A 3,344-nucleotide genomic window follows, 5' to 3' on the forward strand; every position below is an offset into this window, starting at 1 on the left:
TTTTGATTTACAGAAAGAGAATATTTGGGTGTCACGCCGTTACATTGCTCGGGTGATGAAAGCCTTATTGCTGGTATCAAAATACACCGTTAAACGTTATCAATCTCACCATACGGAAGTGAATGAAACGGTCACAGAAAATCACCTGCAACGACAATTTGATGTAGGTGATAAAAAACAAATTGTTGTTGCGGATTTAACCTATATTCAAGTTAAGCAACGTTGGAACTATTTATGTGTTTTAGTGAACTTATCCGATAGGCAGATTGTCGGTTACCATGTTGGTCAACATAAAACAGCAGAGCTTGTTATGTCGGCATTAAGCCAAATTAAACAACCATTATCAAAATTAGATTTATTTCATTCAGACCGCGGTAAAGAGTTTGATAATCGGTTATTAGCGGATTGTTTTAAGACATTTAATATCACGCATTCATTAAGCAAGAAAGGGTGTCCATATGACAATGCGGTAGCGGAAGCGACATTTAAAACAATTAAAACGGAATTTGTAAAAGGCCAACGTTTCAACTCAACGGCTGAGTTACAACGCGCTTTTTCGGCTTATGCTTATTGGTATAATCATAAACGATTACATTCTTCGTTAGGCTACTTGCCTCCCGTTGAATTTAAAAAACACTTACCCCTTAATTTTTTGTTTGAAAATGTGTTGCCATTCCAAAATGATAGAGGTGGCACTGTCTAATCTTTTGGCGAGGAGCAGTGTAACAATTTTATTAAATTTACAAAATTAGGTGAAATAACACCTAGTTCTATATGGTAACTAAATTTTAAAGATGTTTTTTTATCTGCTCAAACCATCCATTTACTTCATCATAAACATTCAACTCTTCGAATAATTCCTTTTTCATCTTTTTAGATAATTGAGTTGCAAATACTTCTTTAATTTTACTAGCACTCTCATTTTTAATTGCCTGATTTCCTGCTTCTTTTTCAGATTTTAAAAATGCAGAAAGCTCCTCAGGAATATTTTTATTTGACCATGAGTTTTTCCAATCGGGAGTTGAATTAACAAACCGATCTTCTATCGGATAAAATTCTTTATATAAAGATGGATGTATATAGTTTTCAATTTCCAACATTTGTGTTTGTACAGCCCAACAATTTGGCTTAGAATTGACTTGTTCAACTGCTTGAGCATATTTGGCTACATCCCTATCATAGATATGAACTTCAGGGAGATTTAACTTTCTAAGATAATTTTTATTAACCCAATAGATCAATGTCCCACCCCCTAGAGACAAAGACATTATCTTCGGATCAGAGTTAATATCTATACCAAAGTTGTTACAAATATTATCAAAAAATTCTACGTCTGTTGGTCCTTCAAGACATAAGATAACTTTAAGGTTTGTGCTAGTTTCAACAGGTATATTGGGAAGAATACCTAACGTTGTAGCAACTTCAGTCAAATCAACATTATCTTCTATTTGAATGTTAATTTTTCCATTCTTCTTAAATAGAAAAATAATGTTATTTATTGGGCACAGGCTTGCTAATGATGGACTATGAGTCGTTACTATAACTTGAGTTCTTTCATTTTTGGGTAAATCCATTAATGCATGAAAAAGTTTTACTTGCCATTCAGGATGCTGAGAAGTTTCAGGTTCTTCAATAGCATAAATAGTATTGCGGTTCCCTGATGTTTTTCTCTCTGCTTCAGCTCTAAAATAATTCAACAGGATAAGCCTTCTTACACCACTTCCCCTTTTATTGACTGGAATCCCATCATCACAGCTAAATGAGAATGAAAAAAGAGTATCCCATGCTTTATTTGTCATTTCAGGTTTCAATACATTAGCAATTTCAGGGCTCATTTCTTTTAACTTATCTAGGGTTTCATTACCTATCTGAATTGCTTTATTAATGATTTTCTCTTTAACTTGATTCAATTCACTTTCAAGCTCAGCAATAGCTGTTTTAGTAATAGTTTTTAATGGGGCCTGTACTTCTTTATCAGAATCTCTATTTTCTCGATCTGATTGAAATAAGAAAAATAAAGGCAGATCATTTTGTAATGCTGTCCAAATTTTCTTTCCATCTTCTTTATTTATGTCAATTTCCGTTTCTTCTAGAGTTAAATGAGGAGTTGCACAATATATTGCTTGTCTTATTTCTGAACTTTTATTCTTATTTATAGAGTCAAGATCAATTACATCAGCATATTTCTCAGATAATAATTTTCTTAAATCTGTTATTTTTAAGTTCACTAAAGGTGTAGTAAAATTATTTGGATAGTTTGATATAATTGTCGTTTTTAAGCTAGATAATTTTTCATTATTACAATCCCAAGTTTTTTTTATGGTTAAATAGCCATTTTGATCCAAAAGGTATTCATTTTTAATATTTGTTGGTATTGTATCAATAGTATAAGTCGTATTACTTGGTATAAATGAAATTTGAATAGACATTGTCTTGTTTTCACTAAAAACATTAAGATCATTTATATCAACCTTTACTACATCATTGTTAAAAAATATTTCCATTGCCTCAAGAATAGTTGATTTTCCAATATCGTTTTTTCCAATAATTAGATTAAAATCGTTAGCAAATTTTATGGTAACATCTTCATATCCACGGAAATTTAATAATTTTAATTGTGCTATTTTCATAATATATTATATCCCTTATTTATAAATTTTCATGTAGTAAAGCCTAAAACTTATTATGTAATGAAATGAAAAATTGGAATGACAACATGTTTTCAAACAATAAACTAACGTCAGTATATAATATATTAATTTGGGAAAATAGGTCATAATCAAGGAATTTTTTTTGATAAATCACACTGATCAATTGATTTAAAAATAAAAAAATATAGTTTTAACTAATCAATATTCACAAGGAATAACCAATGAAAAAGTCCCATTAGCTGCTTTTTTATTTGCCTGTAGTGAGGATTTTAAAACGGTGAAATACTGAAAACAGCATCAAGATGAACTTAAAGTATTTTTGAAAAAATGCCGTAATGGTGAAATAGATAAAAATTCACAAGCATGTGAAAATGCAAGATCTGTGGCAAAGACCCCATCCCTAATTTTGTGTATTTACCAGTTAAAGGTGACGGTGAGCTCGGTCACCAAATTCTATCTAAATCGACTCATCGCACTTTTCCAATTTTTAATCGGCATTGTCCATTTTTTAGATGCTTGTTGTATCGCTATGTCCAAGATGTTCGATCATTTCAGCATTTAAGGCCGTTTCGATCACCAGTTTATTCATAATAACCGGTTGTAAATACCCCAAACTTAATACACAACTCACGTAGAAAATCATGTTGCTTGTTTTAGTGTTTTATACTCAATCGGCGTCATATTATTTAGTGC

At 31.2% G+C, this 3,344-nt stretch carries 2 protein-coding genes; one reads left to right on the top strand and one right to left on the bottom strand.

What is annotated here, in order from left to right:
• The coding region (locus GA0061080_RS12010) for an IS3 family transposase (protein ID WP_141683168.1) at window positions 1-703 on the top strand (703 nt) is incomplete at its 5' end.
• Window positions 704-788: 85 nt separating this feature from the next.
• On the opposite strand, the gene GA0061080_RS12015 is transcribed toward GA0061080_RS12010, so the two are convergent.
• Window positions 789-2,630: an ATP-binding protein gene (locus GA0061080_RS12015; RefSeq protein ID WP_141683169.1), complete on the bottom strand. Its 1,842-nt coding sequence runs from the start codon at window positions 2,628-2,630 to the stop codon at window positions 789-791.
• Between the last annotated feature and the right edge of the window lie 714 nt (window positions 2,631-3,344).

The organism is Gilliamella intestini (assembly GCF_900094935.1).
Classification (GTDB): Bacteria; Pseudomonadota; Gammaproteobacteria; order Enterobacterales; family Orbaceae; genus Gilliamella; species Gilliamella intestini.

Excerpts from the sequence above, each read along its gene's own strand:
- GA0061080_RS12015 (WP_141683169.1), bottom strand. The coding sequence starts at position 2,630 with ATGAAAATAGCACAATTAAAATTATTAAATTTCCGTGGATATGAAGAT.